The following is a 23,205-nucleotide window of genomic DNA, read 5'->3' as shown; positions in this document are numbered from 1 at the left end:
TTGTTGAATTTGTATGGAAGCAAATTATTATTGTGCGAATTCACATAGTTTTCATAAACTATGTATAATATTTGCAAATTTTCAGGCTTGACGTTAAACAGACGTAAGGCAGTTAGATGGCATAGCTAACCCAGCAATGTCGACGTGTTTCTACGGAAACTTTATATTGGAGAATGAAATGGCAGTTATTGATCGCGTTTTAGTAGGTGAAGCTCTTGTTATTGACAACCGTCCTGACGGCAGCGGCCTCGACCTGCTGAACGTAGCTCACATCGATCTGATTATTGGCCCACGCGGTAGCGCTGCAGAAGACGCATTCTGCCGTACCCTGACCGATCAGAAGGAAGGCGTGAATGGCCTGTTGGCTATTGTGGCCCCTAACCTGATGGTGAAGCCTGCTACTGTGATGTTCAACAAAGTGACCATCAAGAACGGTAAGCAAGCTGTTCAGATGTTTGGCCCAGCACAACGCGGTATCGCGATGGCTGTGATGGATTGTGTTGCTGATGGCACCATCCCACAAGAAGAAGCTGATGACGTATTCATCTCCGTAGGCGTATTTATCGACAGCCGTGCTGACATCGATGAGCGTATCCAAGAGTGGAACTACCAAGCAACTAAGCAAGCGATCAAGAACGCTGTTGCACGTGAGCCTAAGGTAGCTGATGTACTGAAGAGCTACAAGGAATCTGCTCACCCATTCCAAGCTAAGTAATCATTTAGATTGGGAGATCCGGTATCGCCATCATGATGCCGGACACAAGAAAAAAGCCCTGATATTGCTATCAGGGCTTTTTGTTTTATATGCCGCCCAGTGAATGCAAGCTTGCCGCATCTAAACTCCCTTGATGCAGAGCACTGGCAACGAGGCTGCCTTTTATACCTAATTGATTCAGCAATTTTAGATCGGCTAGGTGGCGAGTACCGCCAGCAGCATAAAGTTGGTGATTGGGAGTGCGGGCGCGCAATTCTTTTAATCGATCAATATCCGGACCATGATTGCTGCCCACTTGCGGCAGGCTCATGATGATGACTTCTGGAGGCCATAAGCTAGCATTATCTAGCAACTCTACCGGGCCTTGGTAGCCAGCGAAGGTAAAGTCTAGTGACAGGATATGGCGGTTCGCACAGGCCTGCGAAAGTTGGTGCCACGTGTTGATGTCAGGAATACTTTCGCTCCCCAATACCGGGCGGAGGCGTTCATGTTGCCAGAGTTCGATAGCTGTCATTGAGTGAAGCCCGGCGTCAATCCATATTTCCAGGCGCGGGTGCGCAGCCAGTAAAGCGTCAACGAGCGGGCGATGATGTCCACGCTGTTGTATGGCATCCAGATCAGCAATGTAGAGGCTGGGGAATGGGTATAATCCAAGCAGGGTATGCACAATATCTGCGGCTGTACTGCCCTGGCACAGGCTGGATACAATTGGCTGATAATGTGCACGATCGCCTTTACGGGCGTGCACGACGACGCCATTCATCAGATCAACCACAGGTATAACTTGCACAAATACTCCTTGTTACTCAACACGATTACCGGCTTCTATGCGTATTCTGGTCTGTGAATACCTGACGGCAGGGGGATTATACCGTGAGCCTATTCCCCCAATGTTGGTGAAAGAGGCTGTCCTGATGCGGGATGCGATGCTGGATGCCATGCGCTGCATTTCTGGGATGCGAATATTCACGACACATGATGACCGTGTGCCATCTCCAGGGCATGTAGATTCTTGCCATGTATTGCAGGGCGATGATTTGCCTTGGCAGGAGTGGGCATTACTCATGGCAGAGGTCGATCTCGTATGGTTGGTCGCCCCGGAAAGTGCTGGCGTGTTATTGCAGATGACGGCGCTGGTGGAGTCATCTGGGAAAATGTTGCTTTCCAGTACTTCATCAGCAGTTGAAGTGGCCAGCAGCAAGTGGCAAACCTTCCAACACCTGCATCGGGCTGGTGTAGCTGTAGTGGAAACAACACGTGCACCAGCTTACCCCGCAGCGCCGCAAGGCTGGGTGGTTAAGCCTGACGATGGCGTGAGTTGTGATGGCGCACGTTATTTTCATGAGGTTGCTGCGTTAGAGTGCTGGTTAAGTGATATGCCAGCGGATTACATCATTCAGCCTTATGTGGAAGGGCAAGCAGCTAGCCTCACCATGCTTTGTCGCGACGGCAAAGCATGGCTGCTGGCGTGCAATCAACAGATCGTTGAGTTTGACCAAGGCGAGATTGCGTACCGTGGTGGTGTCGTCAATGGCTTGGTTGAGCAGTGGCAAGGCTTTGAACAGGTAGCGCGGCAGGTTGCTGCGGCTATTCCTGGATTGTTTGGTTATGTCGGGGTAGATTTGATCGTTGGTCTTGATGGTCGATTGCATGTGCTGGAGGTAAATCCTCGCCTGACGACTTCTTTTGCCGGATTGCAAGCGGCAATGGCCTATAACCCGGCGCGGCTGTTGCTGGACTTGCTTTATAATGCAGACTTCACGCTGCCCGCTGAGTTGCAGCGCAACCGAATTGAAATCAATCTGAATGACTGAAACAACCCCGTCAGCCCAACAATATCTTGGTTGGGACATAGGTGGTGCCAACCTGAAAGCGGCATTAGTGCGCGCAGATGGTGTTGCCGTCAAGGTAGTACAGGTGCCTTGCCCGTTATGGCAAGGGCTTGAGCAGCTGGATGCGGCGCTGGATGCAGCACTTGCACAGTTGAATGTACCGCCGGGTGTACGCCATAGCGTGACCATGACTGGTGAGCTGGCCGATATTTTCCCTGATCGCCCAACGGGTGTATGGCAGATCGCTACATGTGTGCATGCCAAGTTGAGTGGCGAAGTATGGTTTTTTGCCGGTGCTGATGGATTCGTCCCGTTGACGCAGGTGCAGGCTCACAGCCATGCCATTGCATCAGCCAATTGGCTGGCTAGTGCGGCCTTTGTTGCCCAAAAGTTGAAGCAGGGCCTGTTTATTGATATTGGTAGCACCACAGCTGATTTTGTCTTGTTGCAGGATGCGCAACCTGCCAACCTCGGTAAAACAGATGCTGAACGTATGCAGCAGGAGGAGTTGGTTTATACCGGCGTGATTCGTACCTCACTCATGGCATTGGCTTCTCGCATTCCCTTTGCTGGGCAATGGCACAACCTTGCGGCAGAACATTTTGCCACCACTGCCGATGTCTACCGCTTGCTGGGGGAACTTGACCCGCAGGAAGATATGGCTGCAACTGCCGATGGTGCAGGAAAAAGTGTGGAAGAGACTAGTAGGCGTTTGGCACGCATGGTGGGATGGGACGCTGGTGATGCCGACAGGGCTGCCTGGGTTCATCTGGCGCAGGCATTCAAGCAGCAGCAACTGGATTTGCTGCGCCATGCGACTTTGCGCAATCTTTCACGCAACCTGATTCGGCCAGGCACACCATTTATAGGTGCAGGTGCTGGTACTTTCCTGGTGCGCGAACTGGCTCAGCAATTGGGCCATGAGTTTATTGCGGCGAGTTCATTGATCAAGGCCGAGTCTGATCAAGTAAGAAACTGGGCCGGGGTCTGCTTGCCTGCTTATGCGGTGGCTAACCTGGGTATTCCTGCGACTGCTGGGGAGGCATGATGCTCAGACGAGAACTGCCATATCACGCAGATAGTTCCATGTTGTTTGCCAAAATCGCCCAGCGACCTTGGGCAATTTATCTGGATAGTGGGCGTCCCGGCAATGAGCATGGGCACTATGACATCATGGTGGCTGATCCTGTCATGACGTTGACGACACGCGATGGTGTTACTGAAATACATGACCAAGAGGGCGTGCGGGAGTCGGACCTAGATACTTTCTTGCTATTGAAACAGGCCTTACAGCAATACCCTCGCTTAGCGTCAGATTTGCCTTTCACCGGTGGTGCTGTCGGATACTTTGGTTACGACCTGGCACGTAATATTGAATCCTTGCCTGCCCAGGCCCACGATGGTGAACGTATTCCCGAGTTGATGGTTGGTATTTATGATTGGGCAGTTATTGTTGATCACCGTCAACAGCAAACCTGGTTGGTGTCTTGTGCCATCACTGAAGCACGCAAGGCCGAGTGGGAAGCATTGTGTGCATTATTCACACATGCTGCTAAGCAAGCGACTACTGCTTTTTCGATTAATTCGCCTGTCAGTTCCAATCTTGATGTGGCGACTTATCAGCAAGCATTTGAACGCATTCAGCGCTATATCCATGAAGGCGATTGCTATCAGGTGAACCTGGCGCAGCGCTTTAGTGCTGCGGCAGAGGGCGATGCATGGCAAGCATATCAATATCTGCGTGAAATAGGTCCGGCACCATTCATGGCTTTCATGAACCTGCCAGGGGTACAGGTGCTGTCAGATTCCCCGGAGCGCTTTCTTCAGGTCAGTGGTCGCCATGTTGAAACCCGTCCAATCAAGGGTACGCGACCACGCTCGAGCAATGCGGATGAAGATGCCCGCCAGGCGGCAGACTTGCAGAGTAGCCTGAAGGATAGAGCAGAAAACTTGATGATCGTCGATTTGCTGCGCAACGATATAGGCAAGAGCTGTGCGACAGGCTCGGTGCGGGCTGATCGGCTGTTCGCGCTGGAGAGCTATGCCAATGTCCATCATCTGGTCAGCACAGTGACAGGCAAGCTGGCTGAGCAATACGAAGCGGTTGACTTGCTGCGTGGTGCTTTCCCCGGTGGCTCTATCACAGGTGCGCCCAAGCTAAGGGCGATGGAAATCATTGAAGAGCTGGAGCCACATCGTCGAGGCATCTACTGCGGTGCCATCGGCTATATCGGTTTTGATGGCAATATGGATACCAATATTGCCATCCGCACTGCCGTTTATTCGCATGGCGAAATCCGTTTCTGGGCTGGAGGTGGTATCGTAGCGGATTCGGAAGGCGATAAAGAGTATCGTGAAACCTGGGATAAGGCATCAACCATGCTAAAACTCGTCGAACATTTTCGGGGTGACCAAGATGTGGGTAATTAAACTGGGAGGTAGTCTTCTCGGCTCATCTGAGCTTAATCTCTGGCTGGATATTGTCGCGCGCCATGGCGATGGCAAGGTGCTGATCGTGCCTGGCGGCGGTATCTTTGCCGATGCAGTGCGAGATGCGCAGATCAGCAGTGGTATTGATGATGCGACCGCACACCGCATGGCAGTGATGGCCATGGATCAATATGGTGTGCTGATGACGGGGCTTAGCCCACGTTTGGTGACAGCCAAAAGTGAGCTGGAAATCGCCGAGCGCGGCTGGCAGCACCGTGGCATTGTCTGGCTGCCGAGCGACATGATCTGCGCCGATGAAAGCATTCCCATGAATTGGGGCATTACCTCTGATAGCCTGGCTGCCTACTTGGCTGCCAAGCTCAATGCCGAGCACCTGATTCTGGTGAAATCTTCACGCCCTGATGCTGATCAGCAAGTGTCTCTTGAAAAACTCACGAAGGAAGGTTTTGTCGATAGTGCCTTTGGTGATCATATTGCTGGCCAGGCATTCAACACCTGGGTGGTTGGGCGGCAGGATTGCGTGGCATTCAATGATGGCTTTAGCGAGGCAGAACTGGAAAGGGTAGGTTTGCCAGTTCGATGTGCCTGGAACTAAAGGAGAGATGCGATGAGTGAAGCTGAGCGTACCTATAGTGAAGCGGAAATCCAGGCTAGGCTAGAAAAAGAGTTGCCGCACTGGTATTACGAAGACGGCTGGATTCGCCGCAAATACAAAACCAGTGGCTGGAAAGCGACGCTGATGGTGGTGAATACGGTGGGACATCTTGCCGAAGCTGCCTGGCACCATCCCGATCTTACAGTTTCTTATGCTTTCGTCATCGTCAAGCTTTCTACGCATACAGCCAAGGGCATTACCGATAAGGATTGGGAGCTGGCGCACAAGATAGAGTCTGTTATTCAGTGGCAACCTGCCAAGGAGCAAGGCGCTCTGGAAGGCACGCCCAATGAGGATGCGCGCTTCAAATATATCAAATACGATTAGTCGCTAGCGACTTGCTTGCATACCAAAACGGCCAGGATGATGAATCCTGGCCGTTTTTTTATATCTTCCTTAAAGAAATGAATGTTGCTGTCGATAGATATTTTGTAATTATCATATTTTTCATATTTACTGTATTTATCAAAATGTGTATGCTGTGTTTCAGAGTTATGCAAAATACCCAGCATGAATTGACTAAGTAGCTAAAGGAGATAGACATGTTTGCAATGATGAAGCAGTGGCTGGTGAATCTGTACCAGGATGAAGAGGGGGCGAGTGCAATTGAATATGCCTTGATTGTTGCGATGGTGGCGTTGGTTTTGGTCACACTCATGCCTGGAATGCGTACTGCTATTACGGCCGTATTTACTAACATACAAAATGCATTGACTGGAACAGGTACGGCTTAAAAGTTTTATGGAGCTGATGTTTTGTATTTGGGCTGGATTAATGGTGTTTTTTGATCTGGCCCATCGCAAAATTCCCAATCTACTCAGCTTGGGAGCATTGTTATTCGGTTTCAGTTATCTGTTGATTACTGGGCAAGTTTTCTACTACGGCCAACCCATCTCCTCTGCCTTTTGGGGCTTGGCCGTTTCTTTTCTTCTGACAATTCCCGGATATGCCACTAAAACACTGGGTGGTGGGGATGTCAAATTGTTGGCTGCGATTGCAGTGCTTTGTGGAGTGAAGGTGGTCGTGGCGAGTTTTGTGTTGGCTTCGCTCGGCGTGCTGGCAGGCTTGATGATTTGGTGGCAATTGAAGCCGCAGCTGGTGACTTCTGGTTGGGTATCGGTGAGCAGGGAAAGCAACAAGCGGCGGTATATTCCATTTGGTGCCGCATTGGCCTTGGCAATGGGCGTTGTCATCCTGTTTCCGGAAATATGGGGGATGGAATCATGGCATCTATAACACGCATTTCAAGAAAATCGTCATCCAGGCGCAGGCAATCAGGTGCTGCGGCCATTGAGTTTGCCATGCTGTTTATGTTGTTTTTCACTTTGTTCTACGCGTTGGTGACTTATGCCATTTTATTCTTGTTGCAGTCGTCTTTTGTGTTTGCCGCTTCAGAAGGTGCACGCGCTGCCATTGCGGTAGATCCCATGGCGTATGGCAGTAGCGCTCAATATGCCAGCGAAGGCATTGCCTCGCGGGTGAGGCATACCGTCGGTAATGCATTGACCTGGTTGCCACAAGGCGTGCGTGAGCATGTGCTGGGGGCAGGCAATAGCAAGGTGGTGGTGGATGTGGTTGGGAGCAGCCTGACCGTGAGGGTGGTGTACCCCAATTACAACAATAATCCGGTGATCCCCATCCTGAATATTCCTGGCTATGGGCCGATGCTGCCTATGCCACTGGATTTACAAGGTAATGCCAGAATCAATCTCGTTTGAGCTGGTATTACTGCTGATTTCAACAGCGGGCCATAATAAAAATGAGCGGAAATGCATTAAGGATTACGGCAATCCTTCTATTCATCGGGGCGGTATTGGTGGGATGGTATGGCATCCGGGCGAGTCATCGGCAGCCCGAGGTGCAAGCGCCAGCCCCAGTGACTGTCGTGCGCCATTCACAGGTAGTGGCGCGGCAGGATATTCCAGCCGGGCATGTATTGTTGCCGGAAGACCTGGCAATGAAGGAAAGCGACAGCCAAAACTCGTTGGCGTATAGCACCACGGCAGACTTGATAGGTCGCATGGTGGAAACGGCGATCGAGAAAGATGCGCCGGTGCTTTCTACTTACTTTGCTCAGCGTGGCCCGGCCGCGCAATTGCTCAAGCATGGGGAGCGAGGCGTTGCTATCAAGGTTGATGAGGTCATCGGTGTTGGTGGCTTTATCCAGCCGGGCGACCATGTTGATGTGCTGGTGTATATCAATAGCAGTAATGGCATGACAACAGATAGCTCCGCGCAGTCCATCATCAAGGATGTACGCGTGATCAGTTACGGTGAAATGTTGCAGCAGAATGTCTCCTCCTCAAGTATCTCCCCCGGATCAGCCTCTATCCTTGCTGATAGCGAAGGTGGCAAGGCACAGGCATTGAGTGGACATTCTGCTGTCATCGCCGTCAAGGAGGAGGACGTCTCGCGTCTCATGTTGGCAGCCAGCGGCGGTAGCTTGCGCTTATCCCTGCGCGGTGCCAGCCCAGATACACCAAAGACATCCAATGACTTGGTGCGCCTATCCGAAATTACCGGCTTACAACAGTCAAGCAAGCCCCCTGTAGTACCCAAATCAATCAAAGCAATGCCCGCAAAGAAAAATGCCGAAGTGGTCAATGTCATTGTCCACGCCGGTGATAAGACAGAAACCATCAGCTTCAAAGGACGGTAAATGGCTGCATTCTATTCACGGGGAAAACTGGCCGGCGTGGCAGGCGCATGCTGGCTACTGCTGGTGCAATCGGCCTGGGCCGAGGAGATGCTTGTCAGCATTGGGCAGCAAAAGCTTTATGAGCACACAGTGGCATTGCAACGTGTTGCGATTGCCAATCCTGAGGTGCTTGCAGTGACCATGACTAGCCCCAAGACGATGATGATCGTTCCCAAGGCAGTCGGCGCGACAGAAATCAGCTTGTGGGATAGCAAGGCGACCCAGCCATCGCGCGTGCTGCAAGTCAGTGTTACGCCATCGCTTGCATTGGAAAACCAGGGGTTGAAGGCTGCTGATGCCAATGATTTGCATGTGCAACCTGCTGGGAATGGGATAGCCCTAGTGGGTGAAGCTCGGTCATTGGAAGAGCATGCACGCGCATTGGAATCTTTACAGAAAGACCGTAAGGGTGCGCTGGATGTGGCAAGCACCGAATTCGAGAGTCATGTGCAGATTGACATCAAGGTGGTGGAGGTCAGCAGGCAGAATGCCATGAGGTTTGGGTTCCTGATGGGGCGCAACAATAGCAATCACCGTGAAAGTTTTGGCGTTGTAGCACCACCCAGCAACTTGTCAGGTGTTGAGAATACAGGGGATGGCTTTAACTTTACTAGCGGTTCGGGTTTTCTACCCATTCTCAATGCGTTTAATGTGGTATTCGGCAATCATGGTTCGGGCTTACTAGGAAGTTTGAGCATACTTGAAACCAATGGCTTCGCTTACACGCTGGCCGAGCCCTCCTTGTCTGCCATCTCAGGCCAAACCGCTACCTTTCTTGCTGGTGGTGAATTCCCGGTGCCGATCAGGACCGGTGGTGGGTCGGATAGTGCCATCACTATTCGCTACAAGGAGTATGGGGTTCGCCTGATGCTGACGCCCACTATCCTCAGTGGCGAGCGGATTTTTCTCAAGGTGGCGCCTGAAGTGAGTGAGCTGGATTTTGCCAATGCGGTGCAAACCGGAGGTGTCTCTGTGCCAGGCCTCAAGGTAAGGCGCACAGAAACCAGCGTATCGCTTGGCAACGGTGAGAGCTTCGTCATCAGTGGCATGGTGAGCCGTAATACCGTGAACAACATCGACAAGATGCCTTGGCTGGGCAATATCCCCATCATCGGTGCTTTTTTCAGCTCCAAACGCTTTGATCGCGAGGACAAGGAGCTATTGATGGTGGTGACACCGCGCTTGGTCCGCCCGATTGCCCGCAATGCTGAATTGCCAGCGTTACCGGGGGCTGAGCTTAAGCACTTTAAGCCATCATTCAGCGAGTTTTTCCTCTCGCGTGATGCCTATCCAAAACCACATTCAACCGGGATGTCACGCTAATGCAGGAAAGCCGAAACTATATCGTAGTCAGCAATGGCGATGAATGCATACGCTGGCTCAGGAACATTTCCGATCACTCCAGCAAGTTTATCTTTGTGGAGGAGCAGGATATCCGCAAGGTATTGCAACTGGTAGATGCCGTAGATATCAATGCTGTCTTGCTGCATATGCGGTCACAGGATTTCCGTCAGGAGGTCGCACTTTCGCCCGCATTTTTGCAGGAGATCGCTTTCATCGAGGAAATTAGCGCCACGCGACCTGATTTGCCAGTGCTTGCCTTGGCAGAGACTGCGGATGAGCAATTGCTGTTGACGATTATGCGGGCCGGTGCACGGGACTTTATCCGCATCGGTACCAAGGAAAACGAGCTGCTTGCCATTCTGGGGCGCTATAGCCTGCGTAGCGCCATTCGGCGTGAGCAGTCTACCCCTCAGCTGGAGTCTGGGCAGATTACGGCCATTATCAACGCCCGCCCAAGCCCTGATTCGGCGATGCTGGCTATTCACCTAGCCCAGGCAATGCAGGAAACGGAATCGACCCTCTTGGTGGATCTGGGCATACCTCATGCCGATAGCCTGTTGTTCATGGGCTTGCAGGGTAAATACAGCTTTGTGGATGTGATGCGTAACCTCGCACGCGTGGATGCGACCTTGATCGATACTGGTTTTGCACGCCATCGTTCCGGCTTGTCTGTATTGTCTATGCCGGATGATCCAGAGGACGACTTCCAGATTTCACCCGCGGACATTTACACCGTATTGCGCACGTTGAGGAAACATTTCTCCCAGGTGGTGATCAATTTGGGAGGCGTGACACGCGTGGATTTCCTGCAATTGTTGTTGTCAGCAGTGGATCGTACCATCTTGGTAGCGGAGCAAAGCGTACCTAGCTGTAAGCGTAATTACGAGTTGCTGCGTGCTTTGCGGGCACAAAATGAGCTACAAAACACCGGATTGGTGCTGGATCACTATCTCCCACGCTTATTGCCGGATGCGGATAACATCGCTAGCTCATTTGATTTGCCGCTACTGACGATGCTGCCCCCGGCGGGCATGATACGCCTGTCCTCGGTAAATACTGGCGATAGCATTCTGGAGTTAAGTCCCAAAAGCCAATATGCGATTCGCATACGTGAGCTTGCACAGACATTGCAGGACAGCAAAGATAAATACACGCATAAGCAAGGCCTGCTGGCGAGCCTGCAGCGTATTTTCAGTGATTGGCATATCTCCAGATCCAAGTTGCTATCATGAGACTCTCTGAATATCGCTTTGATCTCAAGGCTGCGGAGCAATCGCAAGATACCAAGCTCCTGCTGCATAGCTACCTGATTGCCGAGATCGAGCAGGACAGGGCAGACCTGGCCAATATGTCGCGCCAGCAAATGATCACCTATGTGAATAGCAAGGTGTATCGATATGTGGCGGAAAAGCAATTGGTGGTGAGTGCCTATGACTTGGAAAAACTCACCGAGGAAATGGTTGATGAACTCGCTGGCTTCGGCCCGCTGGAAACCTTGATCAAGGACGACAGCATCAACGATATTCTCGTCAATGGAGCGCGGGATATCTTTGTCGAGCGCAAGGGCAAGCTGGAGAAAAGCCAGTTACGCTTTATTGATGACGAACATGTACTCAGGGTGATTCGCCGTATCTTGTCGCCATTGGGTCGCCGCGTGGATGAAGCCAGCCCGACCGTAGATGCGCGCCTGCCGGATGGTAGCCGGCTTAATGTCATCATCCCGCCTTTGGCATTGAATGGACCTTGTATGTCCATCCGCAAATTCCGCAAGACGCCGATTCTAGGCAATGATCTCTTGGCTTACGGCACCCTGAACTCACAAATGCTGAGTTTCCTCACCAATGCGGCCCAGCGCCGCGTCAATACTATCATCAGCGGCGGTACCGGCGCTGGCAAGACCACCATGCTCAACTTCATGAGCCGCTCCATTCCCTCTGGTGAACGTATTGTTACGATTGAGGATGCTGCTGAATTGCGACTGGAACATGAGCATGTCGTGCGCCTGGAAACACGGCCACATAACCTCGATGGTGTCGGGGAGGTAACCGCACATGACCTCGTTCGCAATGCCCTGCGCATGCGGCCAGATCGCATCATCCTAGGCGAGGTGCGTAGCAAGGAGGTGATGGACATGTTGCAGGCCATGAATACCGGCCACGAGGGGTGCATGAGCACCGTGCATGCCAATAATCCTGCCGATGCCTTATTGCGACTCGAGACCTTGGCTGGCCTTGCAGGATTCCAAGGAGCGGAGGCAACCATGCGCAAGATGATCGCAGCCGCCATTGAGCTGATTGTTCAAGTGACCCGTATGCCTGATGGTCGACGCCGGATTACCTCAATTGTGGAAGTCGTCGGGATACGGGATGACCGCTTTGTGACCAATGAGTTGTTCAATTATGACCTAGAAATAGAGCAGTTTGCCAGCCTGCCAGTCACGCCGAGTAATCCCAAGCTTCGTGGAGCGCTTGCTTTCAGTTAGGAGGAGTCATGAATAGATGGATATTGCTATCGCTGTGCCTCATGTTTCTGGTGCTGGGTTTATTGCTGTGGTCGGCGAGTAAACAGAAAGAGCTACAAGCTAAGGCCAGAGTCAATTTTGAGCAGGCCTTGCCTTATTTTGGACATATAGAGAGTTTTCTACCAGGGCGAGATGAGGGCTGGGTAGCACGTGCCAAGCTGCGTTTTTCTGTTATCTACGGTTTTGATCTTGCACCATGGCATATCGTGACATTTACCTGCCTGGGTTTGCTAGTGCTGGGATTCAGTAATCTCTACATGTCGATGTTGCCTGCATTGGCCTCTACGCTGATATTGGCACTTCTACTGCTTGTGGTGATTCCTTATATCCGCATGCGGCGCCGTCAGCGCATGATCGTGACACAAATCCCCTTGTTTATTGACCAAGTCTCACGCGCCTTGTCCAGCGGAAAAAGTGTGGAGGGTGCGGTACGGGGGGTGACAGAAGATATGCAGATGCCATTGCGAGCTGTCTTGGATCGTGTGGTGCGTGCCACCGACCTGGGGGCAAGTTTTGCCGATGCTATGCAGAAGGCTGCTGAGCTACATCGCGTCAAAGAGTTGGGACTGATTGCATTGGCTATCCGTATCAGCAGTAATTACGGAAGTTCACCACAAGAGATGCTCAAGAGCATCGTGCAGATGATACGCCAGCATGAGCAGGCTCAACGTGAACTGGCTGCCATGACAGGTGAAACCAAGATCACGGCCTGGGTACTGTCACTTACCCCCCTGGCGATTGTCGTTTATATGTTCACTGCCAACCCTGGCTATATCGACATGATGCTGCATGATCCATCAGGAGCGTTCATATTCAAGGCAGCCTTGATCATGCAGGGCGTGGGCATCCTGATCTTCTGGCGCATGATGAAGAGCATCTAGCATGAATGTCTGGGTGTGGATCAGTGTCTTGGGCTTGTTGGCAGGCAGTGCGCTGTTGATGATCGCGGAGTTTTCCAAACGAACCCGCCATGATGCGCATGCACGCTTTGACGAGGTGTTTGGGCGCAAGCGTGGTGTTCATCTGCCATCCCCCAAGCGAGGTCTTGAACATTTCATTGAGCGTCTCTCCATTTTGCCTTCAAGCAAGGATAAGGAAATCCTCAAGCTATTGGTGCAGGCAGGCTACAGAGGGCGTGCACGTATTATTTTCAATGCAGTGATCCGGCTTGGGCCGCTGGTGACAGCAGTGCTGGTGTTATTGATCAATTTGATACAAGGGCATGACTTGTTACGCAGCTTGTCGTTTGCCTTGTTTGGGTTTGCATTTTTTTATGTTGGCATTCGCTACTTGTTGCGGAGGCTGGCAGCTCGCCGCTGCAAGCTCATCAGCAAGGAAATCACGACTTTTCTCCACATGCTGGTCATGCTCTTTGATTCTGGCCTATCCCTTGAGCATTCCCTGCGCATCATGGTGGAGCAGGCAACCGACATCATGCCGCAGCTGGCGCAAGAGTTGGAGCGCGTGCTGGCGCGGATCAGGGCTGGGCAGGATCAGGGCGAGGCTTTGCTGAGCATGAGCCAGATGCTGGATATTCCCGAATTGACGGAAGCCGTGGCAATGCTGAAGCAAGTGGCACAACAAGGCGGCAATGTGCGGGATTCCATCATGCGTTATGCCGCACTGATTGAAGAGCGGCAGTTTTCCATGTTGCGTGAACGTGTTAGCAAGCTGTCGGCCAAGATGACCATCGTGATGATGATCTTCATGTTTCCGGCATTGATGATTTTTATCGCTGGCCCTGGCTTTATCGGCTTGGGCAAGGCATTGAGTGGGCAGGGGTGAGCATGAGTAAAAAACGCTATTGGACTAGGATATTGTGCGCAGCCAGCTTCTCCCTGGCGGCCTTGACAACCTTCGCGGATGGTAAGGAGCAGAAAGACGGCAAGCAGAGTTGTACAGCCGCCAGCCAGGAAAATCGTACGCAATTGGAGATGATTGCCAAGGTGCTGGGAGAAGGCAAAGCCTATGCAGCCTTGGCCTTCCTTGATGCGGCCAAGCTGGATACTCCTGTTGCCCGTTTATACCGAGCCCATGCCTTGCGCCAGACTGCACAATTTGAACAGGCGGGCGACCTATACCAGCAGTTGCTTGCGACTTGTGTCGGTGGCTTGGCTTATCAGGGGCTGGGCTTACTCGCAGAAATGCAGGAGCAGCACGATACCGCCATTGGTTTTCTCAAGGTTGCCAGCCGGATGCTGCCGGTGGATAGCAAGGTACGAGGCGATTACGGCTATGTCTTGATGATGCATGGCGACCATCAGCCTGCTCTCAGTGAGTTGCTTACCGCGATTGAACTGGATGGCAGTAATCGGCTTGCTATCCATAACCTCATCATGCTCATGTACAAGACGGGGCAGGATGAGCGTGCTACCCAGCTCGCAAGCGACTTCAACATCACAGAGCAACATCTGCAAGGTATTCGCCGGGAAAGTGGCTTGCCTGCATTCAAGATCAATCAGCGCCAGCAATTCTCATCGGGTAGCTGCTATGGCAACACCCAGCTTTGCACCGGCATTTTGAGTCCCCAATTGGAGGTAGTGCAATGATGATGAAATTGCAGAAGACAATCACAGTGCTGGCCTTGTACATGGCAACCGCTGCCTTTGCTGATCAACATTCACAGAAGGCAGAAGCGGCCAGTACGCCTTCTCAAGCAGAGGCGTGGTTGGCATTGCAGCGAGAAGGAAGCCAAGCATCGCTCAATAAACAACCTTTGTCCGGCCCTGCCATGGAAAATATTCATAAGCGTTATCTTGAGAGCTTTACCCGCCCCATCCCAGAGCGCTTTGATCCCGGCCAGTTCAACCGACAATGATGTTGACCATGTCTAGACACTCCAAAAAACAACAACAAGGCGCTATCGGCCTGTTTGGCGTGCTTACCCTCATGATGGCTGTGCTATTTGTCGCTGTGGCCGTTGATAGTGGGCGCATGTGGATGATCAAGCGCCAGCTACAGAATGTTGCTGATATGGCCGCGATTGCAGCGGGGGGGCAAGCGGGAGGATGTGGGCAGGGCGGTGGGAGCAATATCCAGCAACAGTTGATCGTGGCGGCTGCCCAAAGTGCTGCCATGGCCAATGGCTTTCAAGGTGATCTCGCTGCCGCACCGAATGCCGTGCAATTGGGGACTTATGCCACAGACGAGGGTGGCGTGCGTACTTTTATGGCAAGCAACACGGAACGCCGTGCTGTTCGGGTATTAGCCACCAGAGAGGTACCTTCCAGTTTGTTTGCAGGGGGTATTTTCAATCAAAGGATATTGCTCCAAGCCGAGGCCATGGCGGCTATTCGTACGCCATTCGCGGCGTTTCGAGTAGGTTCTACTGCTGCGGCAATTGATACCGCAGAATCTGCATTGTTGAATAATCTGCTAGGTCGGGTATTGGGTAGCAACCTGAGTTTAAGGGCAGTGGATTATCGTGGCCTCGCGAATACCAATGTCACCCTGCTGGATTTGGTTAGGGCTGGTGACGCCCGTGACTTAAATGTTGGATCCGTTTCGGAGCTGTTGAATGCACCTATTGCACTGAATAATTTCATGCAGATATTGAACCTTGCTGTGACGCAAGAGGGAAACCAGGCGTCTCTGCTCGGAGGGGTAGACAGGGGGCTTGTGCAAAGTGCCTTGAGCCAGTTACTAGGGTCGGTGAATACGACACAAGTCAGGCTCGGGAATATATTGCAGGTGAGTAACCCAGACTCCAGTGCAGTAGCTGCTACAGGCATCAATCTTCTATCGCTGATCCAGACAGCAGCTTTTGTTGCTAATGGAAATAACTTCATTAGCTTGCCATTAGGCATTAGTTTGCTGGGACTGGCCAATATCAGTACTGATATCCGTGTGATCGAGCCCCCAAGACTTGCCGTTGGGGTTCCTGCTGGTAGAGGTAATCAGGTGGCTTGTACTATTGCTAGAACAGCACAGGTGAGAGTTGAAACTAGTGTCAATGCAAACGTTTTGGCACTTGCGGGAGTAAATTTGAAGCTTAATCTGGAGGTAGCTCCAGGACGTGCAGAGCTCATGGAAATTAATACTAGCAGTATGACCAATGTCACCATGAATGCCTATCCTGGCTTAGTAGCATTAACGCTGACTAACAATCAGAATAATGGGCCTGCAGAGATTACGCTATTGTCTTTTCTTGGCGGTGGCATTCCTTTAGCAAGGATTCGCTTGAATGCACCAATTGCTCAGGCTAGTGCGAGTACGATGGTGTTTGCAGTTGAGCATCCGGTTTCATCTCATTTGCCGATGGCTATGAATAGTTATAGTGGTGTGGGTAGAAGTCTTGCGGGCTTTGCGACGCAGGGCAGTTTGAATATTGAGGTGTTAGGGGTAAATCTTGGATTGCTTGATAGTATTGTCACAGGACTAGTAGTACCTTTGTTGGCAGCAGTTACGAGTTCTGTACTTGATCCATTGCTTAAGCTACTTGGCGTTAATATTGCCGGTATTACTGTGATTCTGGAAGGCGTTGGTTCTGGTAGCTCACAGGCATTATTGCGCTAAAAAAACAGTTTTACGGCGTTGCTAACTTCAGCCCGACAATCCCAATGATGATCATGGCGACGCTGATGAGTCGCATCGCACTGGTAGGTTCGTTAAAAAGGAATATCCCCATGATCACGGTACCTACAGCCCCGATTCCAACCCACACCGCATAGGCGGTGCCCATTGGCAATGAGCGCATGGCCAAACTTAATAGCACGACGCTGAGCACCATGGCGATGACGGTGCCTACGCTGGGCCATAAGCGCGTGAAGCCTTCGCTGTATTTGAGACCAACTGCCCAAACGACTTCAAGCAGACCTGCAATGGCAAGGGTAAGCCAATCCATGAGAAATCCTGATTCTTTGATGCACTGTCTTAATGACGACAGTTGTTGTCCTTGAAGGGGCCTTTGATTTGCACCCAGCCATGACCAGGTGAGGTTTGCAGGCAGACCAGTTTGCTATCCAGCTTGCTTTGCCAGAGGTACCAGGGAGCAGGCGCCGCAGCGAGCGGTGCTGCCCATATTAAACCTAGTAATATCAATCGCCATGCCGGATTCATGGCGATATTCTACAGAGAATCATGACGCTTAGGCCACAGTGTCGTGTTGTTCTATTAGGCGTTTTTCAAAGCGCCCGAGATGCAGCATGATGGCAGGCATAATGAGCAGGTTGAGCAGGGTAGACGTGACTAAACCACCTACGATGATGGTTGCCATGGGGCCTTCGATTTCGCGCCCCGGCTCGCCACTACCCAAAGCCAGTGGCAGCAAGCCCAAGCCTGTTACCAAGGCTGTCATGAGGATAGAGGGTAAGCGCTCCGTTGCTCCGCGGATGGCGGTTTCCAGGTTCCATTCCAAGCCCTCGTGATCAATCAGGTGCTGATAGTGTGAAATCAGCATAATGGAATTGCGCAGGGTGATGCCAAACAGGGTGACAAAACCGACCATGGAACCTATCGATATCCAGCCACCTGCCAGGATGGCGGCAAAAATTCCGCCTATCAAGGCGAATGGCAGGTTGAAAAAGGTGAGTACCAGGTTACGCAGGTTACCCAATGCGATGTATAGCAGGAGGAATATTCCGCCAAAAGCCAGCAGGGAATGCACGATAAGGTCTTGACTGGCCTGGCTCTCGGCTTGTGCTTCACCGCTGAAGGCCAGGTAATTGCCTGGGGAAAGCGTGACCTCGCGATTGATGTTGTGGCGTGCACGCTGGTAGAAGTCGTGGACATCACCTTCCCGCAGGTTAGCCGTGACGGTCTGGATGCGTTTGGCTCCTAAGTGCAATATCTTGGATTGGCCATTCTCCTGCCGTATGTCTGCAACGTCCTGGAGCTGAAGCATACGCCCTTCATTATTGCGCAAGGGTAATTTGCCTACCTGCTGTATGTGTTGCCTAGCCTCAGGCGCGAGCACCACCGCAATACCGATAACGCGATTGCCCTGGTAAACCTGATTGACTGGCATGCTTTCATAGGCAATACGGATGGTATCCAGGACATCGCTGGGATGTAGGCCAAATTGCAGCAGCTTCTCTGGTAATAGCCTGATGACTAGCTGTGGAGTGCCCGGTGGGGATTGAATCATGACATCGGTAGCCCCGGGCGTATCCGCCAGTGCGGCCGCTATTGCTGCTGCATCGCGATTCAGGCCATCAAGGTCACGCCCGTAAATATTGATGACCAGGGCGGCAGCATAGCCAGAGATGGTTTCTTCTATGCGTTCTGTCAGGAAGGTGTTGATGGCAAAGTTGACGCCGACAAATCCGGGATAACCTGGACCATCGTCATCCATGCCGGATAGTTTTTCACGAATATCTTCTAGGATGCGGCGTTGCTCTGCGCCTGACAGGGCACCGATTTCGATCTCGAATTCACTGTAATGAGTGCCAAAGGTATCTGCGCCATTGGGAGCACGCCCTACCCACTGGGCAACCGAACGTACGCCTTCTATGCTTTGTAAGACTTCGGTGACTTTTTTGCCGATACGCAGGGACTCCTGTTCCGATGTGCCAGGCACTGCGGTCATGTGCATGATGTAATGACCTTCATGCAGGCTGGGAATAAACTGGCTCTTGAACAGTGGTAGCGTAGTGAGGCCCAATGCAATGAATAGCAGGGTGCCACCAATCAGCAGTTTGTAATGTGGTTCAATGCTGCGCAGGCAGCGCACATAGCAGCGCTTGATCATGCGGATAATGGGGGAATCCTCAGTTTTCATATTGGCGGATTTGCCAAGTAATAGATAACAGAGGGCGGGGGTGATCGTGAGCGCAATCACCAATGACGCCATGATAGCCAAGATATAAGCAATGCCCAACGGGGCAAACAGCTTGCCAGCGACGCCACCTATAGTCAGCAAAGGCAGGAAAACCAGCGCCACAATGAAGGTGGCATACACCACCGAGCTGCGTACCTCCATGGATGCCTGGAATACCACGTGATGTAATGGAGCAGGGTTAGCCAATAAGCGGTTTTCACGAATGCGGCGGAAGATATTTTCCGAGTCAATAATCGCATCATCGACCACTTCGCCCAGCGCAATCGCCAGGCCGCCCAGCACCATGATGTTGAGACCCATGCCAAAGTGCTGCAAGACCACGATGGCTGCCAGCAAAGAGAGTGGAATAGCCGTGGCGGAAATGAATGCAGCACGCACATTGAACAGGAACAAAAATAAGATGCCGATTACTAGGGCAGAGCCGATGAGAATGTCGATTTGCACGCTCTTGGTGGCAGTCTCGATAAAATTGGCTGGGCGGAATAGTGCAGGGTGCAGCGTGACTTCCTTGGTATCCAGTACCGGGCCAAGTTCAACGAGGGCAGCCTCAACCGCCTGGGTGACGCCCTTGGTATTGGCGCCTAGCTGGGATTGCACCGAGAGATATATCCCCGTTTTACCATTGATAGCCGCAGCGCTAATGGAGGGCACCGCGCCTTCGACAACCTGGCCGATGTCGGCAATGCGCAGGGTTTGGCCTGAGACATGTAGCAGTGCAGTACGTGATAGCTGGTGGGGGTTGAGTGCCTGGCCTTCGGTATTGATGATGATGCGTTGGTTGGTGTTTTCGATAAAACCAGCTCCGCGTATACCGGTGCTGCGGCTCACGGCATCAACGACTTGCTGCAGGGCAAGGTTGTAGCGTACCAATTTGGCTGGGTCGACTTGTATCTGCAGTTGGCGGACTTCACCGCCAAACACATTGACATCCGCAACGCCTTGCACTGCCATCAAGTGCGGTTTGATTGTCCAGTCCACCAGCGTGCGCAGCTCAGTCAAGCTCCTGACGTCAGAGGTAAGGCCTATGCCCAATACGGTGCTGGCGGAGGAGGTGAGTGGCGTAATATTGGGGACAATGCCAGCTGGCAAGGTGCTATTGAGCGTGGCAAGCCGCTCTGCGACAACCTGGCGATTGCGGTAAATATCAGTGGATTCATCAAAAATCACAGTGATCACAGAGAGGCCGGGGATAGATTGCGACCGTATGCTGCTGATACCGACAGTCCCGGCAATGCCGTTCTCTAGCGGCTGTGTGACGAGTGATTCGACCAACTCGGCAGACAGGCCAGGCGATTCAGTCTGAATGATCAGCTGGGTGGGGGCAAACTCAGGGAACACATCAAGGTGGCTATGAATCGTCTTGTAGACGCCATAAACCACCAACATGATGGTGAGCGCCATCATCACGCCACTATGGCGTATTGAAAAACGGATCAGGGCTGACATCATGGTTATTCAGCTCCTAGTCGTCATTTTCGTTCTTGATCTGGTACTTGAGTTCCTCCGAGAGCAGGAGCTGGGCACCATGGATGACGATGCTGTCTCCGGGCTTGAATTTATCCCGGTTAAACCATCCTTGATCACTTTCTTTATCTGTATCAATGGGTTCGCGTACAAATTTTTCTGTCGAGTGCTGACGGTATACCCATGCCTTACCGCCATACCAGACCACGGCTTGTGGCGGTACAATCACACCGCTCATCATGTTGGCCGTATCCAGCTCTTGAGTGCTTAGGCGCATGCCTGCTCGCAGGTTGGCAGCTGGTGCTACATAAAAATAAGTTTTGCCTTGCAGTACAGGGTCTGCCTGTGGCGAGAGGGCAAGCAGGTGCGCCGTAATGGGGGGAATACCGCTGCCAACCGGGGTAACGTGCAATGTGCTGGTGGGTTGGGTTTGTTGTGCGGGCAAGGCGATACGCAACAACACTTGCTTGTACTCCAGCAAGGCATTGATCTCGGCGCTTGGCTTGGGCTCTAGCATGCCTAGCCCAAGGCGATCTCCCCATTGCTGTCGTGCTGTGTAGCGCAGGTTATCAAGTGCCGCTTCATGTGCCTGTAGCTTGGCCAGGTCACTTTTGTAGAGCGCTTCGGCGGCTATGACCATTCTGTCTGAGATGTTGCGGTCATGCTGATTGAGCAGCGACAGGCGTTCGTAGTCATTTTTACTGTTAGCCAGGGCTGCCTGTGCTACGGCGAGATCACCCAGTGCACTCATGTATTGACTACGCAGGCCCAATAAGCCATCCAGGCTTAACACATTCCCCAGGCTTTCTAGCGATGGTTGATATTTTGCCATGCCGAGAGGTTCGGTACGGATATCACTTTGTTGTTGGGTTTCTGCACTCAGGATGATCGTGCTGATGCCAGCCTCGGTATGGACACGCTGCGGGCTTTCAATTTCTTCCTCTTCATTGAATGCCTCGAATTCATCTTTACTGAACAATACCAGTAACCAAAGCAAGACCACGATGAGGCCAGCCTGGATGATGATGATGGCGGTGGCTTTTTTACTCATGACGTGATTTCCTGGTGTGGCTGGGGCGTGTGGTGTTGAGTATTGGCTGGCATTGACTCAAGATTCTCCAGAGGCAGCTGCATGCTATCTTCAAGCGCAGCTGCAGCGCGTTGTATCTGATACTCAGCCGAGATTAGCCGTTGCTTGGCAAGCAGGTTTTCCAACTGATAAGTCCACAACTCCAGGCGATCGGCAAACCCATGCTCAAAGCGTAGCTTGGCTTGCTCGGTCTGGCTTTGCTGCGCTTCATATACATGGCGAGCTTGTTCAAGTACCTGCAAGGCTGAACGGTAAAGGCTCCTGGCGCTGTCCATGGAGGCGATGACGCGTGCCTGCAAGGCTTCAAATTGTGCAGCTTCTGTTTCGCGTAATGCGATTGCCTCGGCAATCTGGCCTTGGTTGCGGTGCAGGATATGCAAGAGGCTGTTAATGCCTAATGACCAGATGTGGAATCCTTCTTCATAGTTATAAGCAGGGGCAAGGCTGATGTCAGGATATTGGCGTGCAATTTCGAGTCGCACGCGTGCCTCGCTTGCAGCATAACTTGCCAGTCCTGCCCGTATATCAACCCTGTTCAACAGTGCCGCATCTTGCGTGGCGGGATTAAGCGTGTTGATCATGGCGGTATCGTGCTGCATGTTCAGCAACTGATCCGCCGTGTCTAGTCTCAACTGCAATTGATCAAATTTATTGAGAGGTAAGCCCGCATTGCTGGCAAGCTGGGTCTTGAGCACATCCGTGCGCCCTTGTTCTTCTACCACTGCCTGCTCTGTTTTCTGCCATTGCAGCTTTGCATTACTCAATTCGACGCTGGAAATCATGCCTGCCTGCAAGCGCAGCGTAAGCATAGTGACAATCTCTTCACGTAACTTGGCTTCTTGCTGAAGCAGGACAAGGTTCTGGTGAGCTGCATTGAACTCAATCCAGCTTGAAAGCAGGCGGTAACGCAGATTCCATGTAGTTTGGGCAATATTGAGGCGAGCGCTTTCTGATAGGTTTGTCGCCATATCAATCCTCGCCTGACGCTTGCCAGCCGTTTCAATCGGGATATTAAAACTCAGGCTATAGACTTCAGGAACCTCAGGCTCATTGCGACGACCGGCACCCATCGATATCCCGGGGTTGGGCCGTTGGGCTGCCGTTGTGATGGAGGCCATGGCACGGCCAAGCTGGGTGCGGGCAACATCAAGGTCGGGATGAAAATACAGTGTGCAGAGCATGAGCTCCTGCCATCCCCATTCCCCAGGTAAGTTGTGATGACCCTCTGCCTGCAAATAAGCCAGAAAGCCGCTATCTCCCGTATCGTGTGCCCGTAACGAAACATGCCCCTGTGCTGCCGCAATGGGATGAGCTTGGTATTGCTGATAGCCACATCCTGTTGCCAGCAAACTGCACAGCGTGATTGTCGTCCATCGTCCGGGCGGCTGTTTTATTGTTTTCATCGCGCCGTCATTATTCACTCCATGCCCGATGGTACAACCTGACAGAGCTGGCGGCAATGGCGTCAAGACACAAGGAAATGAATGTTGCTATCCAATACGCTGCGTGTTCCATCTGCAACAAGGGCGTGTTGCTGTTGTTGCACTAATGGATAAGGTATTTCTGTGGTGCAGTAAAGTTAATGTAGGTATAAAAATATATAAATCATTAAATTAAGAGACATTTTTAATTATTTGCTTTAGGTTATTTATATGGT

General features: G+C 51.9%; 24 protein-coding genes. 18 read left to right on the top strand and 6 right to left on the bottom strand.

Annotated elements, in window-relative coordinates:
- The first annotated feature begins 178 nt into the window (after positions 1–178).
- Complete coding sequence (fae, locus tag ACIKP9_RS04050) at positions 179–715, top strand: formaldehyde-activating enzyme (protein WP_230347420.1); 537 nt, start codon at positions 179–181, stop codon at positions 713–715.
- Positions 716–800: 85 nt separating this feature from the next.
- On the opposite strand, the gene ACIKP9_RS04045 is transcribed toward fae, so the two are convergent.
- Positions 801–1,505 (bottom strand): HisA/HisF-related TIM barrel protein, encoded by a 705-nt coding sequence (locus tag ACIKP9_RS04045; protein WP_400879613.1) that lies wholly within the window; start codon positions 1,503–1,505, stop codon positions 801–803.
- A gap of 37 nt (positions 1,506–1,542) precedes the next feature.
- Here ACIKP9_RS04045 and ACIKP9_RS04040 point away from each other — a divergent pair, with 37 nt between their 5' ends.
- The 17 genes from ACIKP9_RS04040 (at position 1,543) to ACIKP9_RS03960 (ending at position 16,731) form a co-directional block, all read left to right on the top strand.
- Positions 1,543–2,529 (top strand): ATP-grasp domain-containing protein, encoded by a 987-nt coding sequence (locus tag ACIKP9_RS04040; RefSeq protein ID WP_400879610.1) that lies wholly within the window; start codon positions 1,543–1,545, stop codon positions 2,527–2,529.
- Positions 2,522–3,595, top strand: a complete 1,074-nt coding sequence (locus ACIKP9_RS04035) for a hydantoinase/oxoprolinase family protein (RefSeq protein WP_400879607.1) — start codon at positions 2,522–2,524, stop codon at positions 3,593–3,595. The genes ACIKP9_RS04040 and ACIKP9_RS04035 overlap by 8 nt, the downstream gene beginning before the upstream one ends.
- Positions 3,595–4,977, top strand: coding sequence for an aminodeoxychorismate synthase component I (gene pabB / locus ACIKP9_RS04030; RefSeq protein WP_400881848.1), 1,383 nt, complete (start codon positions 3,595–3,597; stop codon positions 4,975–4,977). Before ACIKP9_RS04035 ends, pabB begins: the two co-directional genes overlap by 1 nt.
- Positions 4,964–5,593 carry an amino acid kinase family protein gene (locus tag ACIKP9_RS04025; protein WP_400879605.1) on the top strand — a complete coding sequence of 210 codons (630 nt, stop codon included), beginning with the start codon at positions 4,964–4,966 and terminating at the stop codon, positions 5,591–5,593. The genes pabB and ACIKP9_RS04025 overlap by 14 nt, the downstream gene beginning before the upstream one ends.
- A gap of 12 nt (positions 5,594–5,605) precedes the next feature.
- Positions 5,606–5,980, top strand: coding sequence for a 4a-hydroxytetrahydrobiopterin dehydratase (locus ACIKP9_RS04020; protein ID WP_400879603.1), 375 nt, complete (start codon positions 5,606–5,608; stop codon positions 5,978–5,980).
- Positions 5,981–6,195: 215 nt separating this feature from the next.
- Positions 6,196–6,387: a Flp family type IVb pilin gene (locus ACIKP9_RS04015; protein WP_400879600.1), complete on the top strand. Its 192-nt coding sequence runs from the start codon at positions 6,196–6,198 to the stop codon at positions 6,385–6,387.
- A gap of 7 nt (positions 6,388–6,394) precedes the next feature.
- Positions 6,395–6,889, top strand: coding sequence for an A24 family peptidase (locus ACIKP9_RS04010; RefSeq protein WP_400879597.1), 495 nt, complete (start codon positions 6,395–6,397; stop codon positions 6,887–6,889).
- Entirely contained in the window at positions 6,877–7,371 is a 495-nt protein-coding gene (locus tag ACIKP9_RS04005; RefSeq protein ID WP_400879595.1) for a TadE/TadG family type IV pilus assembly protein, read from the top strand. The genes ACIKP9_RS04010 and ACIKP9_RS04005 overlap by 13 nt, the downstream gene beginning before the upstream one ends.
- 41 nt (positions 7,372–7,412) lie before the next feature.
- The gene (gene cpaB, locus ACIKP9_RS04000) at positions 7,413–8,312 is read left to right on the top strand and encodes a Flp pilus assembly protein CpaB (RefSeq protein ID WP_400879592.1); all 900 of its coding nucleotides are present in this window, start codon (positions 7,413–7,415) and stop codon (positions 8,310–8,312) included.
- Positions 8,313–9,674, top strand: a complete 1,362-nt coding sequence (locus tag ACIKP9_RS03995; RefSeq protein WP_400879589.1) for a type II and III secretion system protein family protein — start codon at positions 8,313–8,315, stop codon at positions 9,672–9,674.
- Complete coding sequence (locus tag ACIKP9_RS03990) at positions 9,674–10,927, top strand: AAA family ATPase (RefSeq protein WP_400879586.1); 1,254 nt, start codon at positions 9,674–9,676, stop codon at positions 10,925–10,927. Before ACIKP9_RS03995 ends, ACIKP9_RS03990 begins: the two co-directional genes overlap by 1 nt.
- Entirely contained in the window at positions 10,924–12,177 is a 1,254-nt protein-coding gene (locus ACIKP9_RS03985; RefSeq protein WP_400879583.1) for a CpaF family protein, read from the top strand. The genes ACIKP9_RS03990 and ACIKP9_RS03985 overlap by 4 nt, the downstream gene beginning before the upstream one ends.
- Positions 12,178–12,185: 8 nt before the next feature.
- Complete coding sequence (locus ACIKP9_RS03980; protein ID WP_400879580.1) at positions 12,186–13,097, top strand: type II secretion system F family protein; 912 nt, start codon at positions 12,186–12,188, stop codon at positions 13,095–13,097.
- A gap of 1 nt (position 13,098) precedes the next feature.
- Positions 13,099–14,001: a type II secretion system F family protein gene (locus ACIKP9_RS03975; protein ID WP_400879578.1), complete on the top strand. Its 903-nt coding sequence runs from the start codon at positions 13,099–13,101 to the stop codon at positions 13,999–14,001.
- Positions 14,002–14,003: 2 nt separating this feature from the next.
- Positions 14,004–14,765, top strand: coding sequence for a tetratricopeptide repeat protein (locus ACIKP9_RS03970; RefSeq protein WP_400879575.1), 762 nt, complete (start codon positions 14,004–14,006; stop codon positions 14,763–14,765).
- Positions 14,762–15,034, top strand: a complete 273-nt coding sequence (locus ACIKP9_RS03965; protein WP_400879572.1) for a DUF3613 domain-containing protein — start codon at positions 14,762–14,764, stop codon at positions 15,032–15,034. The genes ACIKP9_RS03970 and ACIKP9_RS03965 overlap by 4 nt, the downstream gene beginning before the upstream one ends.
- Before the next feature lie 8 nt (positions 15,035–15,042).
- On the top strand, positions 15,043–16,731 hold the full coding sequence (locus tag ACIKP9_RS03960) for a TadG family pilus assembly protein (protein ID WP_400879569.1): 1,689 nt from the start codon (positions 15,043–15,045) through the stop codon (positions 16,729–16,731).
- 10 nt (positions 16,732–16,741) lie between these two features.
- Here ACIKP9_RS03960 and sugE read toward each other — a convergent pair whose 3' ends face one another.
- Genes sugE through ACIKP9_RS03935 form a run of 5 tightly spaced genes read right to left on the bottom strand, consistent with a single transcriptional unit; the run spans position 16,742 to position 22,951 of the window.
- Positions 16,742–17,059, bottom strand: a complete 318-nt coding sequence (sugE, locus tag ACIKP9_RS03955; RefSeq protein ID WP_400879568.1) for a quaternary ammonium compound efflux SMR transporter SugE — start codon at positions 17,057–17,059, stop codon at positions 16,742–16,744.
- Positions 17,060–17,088: 29 nt separating this feature from the next.
- Positions 17,089–17,274: a hypothetical protein gene (locus ACIKP9_RS03950; protein WP_400879564.1), complete on the bottom strand. Its 186-nt coding sequence runs from the start codon at positions 17,272–17,274 to the stop codon at positions 17,089–17,091.
- 28 nt (positions 17,275–17,302) lie between these two features.
- Positions 17,303–20,443 (bottom strand): efflux RND transporter permease subunit, encoded by a 3,141-nt coding sequence (locus ACIKP9_RS03945; RefSeq protein WP_400879561.1) that lies wholly within the window; start codon positions 20,441–20,443, stop codon positions 17,303–17,305.
- A gap of 13 nt (positions 20,444–20,456) precedes the next feature.
- Positions 20,457–21,509, bottom strand: coding sequence for an efflux RND transporter periplasmic adaptor subunit (locus ACIKP9_RS03940; protein ID WP_400879558.1), 1,053 nt, complete (start codon positions 21,507–21,509; stop codon positions 20,457–20,459).
- Entirely contained in the window at positions 21,506–22,951 is a 1,446-nt protein-coding gene (locus ACIKP9_RS03935) for a TolC family protein (RefSeq protein ID WP_400879555.1), read from the bottom strand. Before ACIKP9_RS03935 ends, ACIKP9_RS03940 begins: the two co-directional genes overlap by 4 nt.
- Positions 22,952–23,205 lie beyond the last annotated feature (254 nt).

The organism is Methylobacillus methanolivorans (assembly GCF_044751345.1).
GTDB lineage: Bacteria > Pseudomonadota > Gammaproteobacteria > Burkholderiales > Methylophilaceae > Methylobacillus > Methylobacillus methanolivorans.
The sequence above is the reverse complement of the archived record's forward strand: the minus strand, read 5'-3'. Positions and strand labels throughout refer to the sequence as shown.